The 515-nt window shown below is 41.0% G+C and carries 1 protein-coding gene; it reads right to left on the bottom strand.

The window, feature by feature from the left end; translation table 11 throughout:
* Nucleotides 1-43: 43 nt before the first annotated feature.
* On the bottom strand, nt 44-259 hold the full coding sequence (locus H8B06_RS20745; RefSeq protein WP_223857828.1) for a LuxR C-terminal-related transcriptional regulator: 216 nt from the start codon (nt 257-259) through the stop codon (nt 44-46).
* Nucleotides 260-515: the final 256 nt, after the last annotated feature.

Genomic DNA, 515 nt, shown 5'->3' with positions numbered 1-515 from the left:
TCAGTTTAAAAGACCGTCAACTTATAATTAGGCTGCTAAAAATTTACACCAAAGTGGTGTATTTTGCAGCGGAATCGCTGGTGTACTTTGGAGCGGAATGGTGGTGTAGTATAGTGCGGAATATGCACAATGAATAGTCGCTCGCGGAAAACAACTGCATATAAGTATTTACCGTGTTACGGGAGATACCCAGTGTAGAGCCTATCTTTCGGTTGCTGGCTCCGTCAAGATGTAGGGTAATTATTTGTTTTAAGTCCATCGGATCAAGTATGTGGGCCATGTCGCTTTATTCTTTTTTCAAGCGGCAAGGTAATTCCTTGATCTATTATAGTGGCACAAAACGAAACGTAATCGTTTGGTTAAAGCGTTCGTTCATCTAAAAAAACTATTCGATATTGGCACCATTCGAACCGTAACGGGAATCAGCAATATCTAAATAGAATGGCATCTTTTGAACCGTAATCGCTGGCATCATCCGACCGAAATCAATGGCACTAATCGAACCGTAATATCCA

Source organism: Sphingobacterium micropteri (assembly GCF_014692515.1).
Classification (GTDB): Bacteria; Bacteroidota; Bacteroidia; order Sphingobacteriales; family Sphingobacteriaceae; genus Sphingobacterium; species Sphingobacterium micropteri.
Note: the sequence above shows the minus strand (reverse complement) of the source record. Positions and strands in the feature narration are given on the sequence as shown.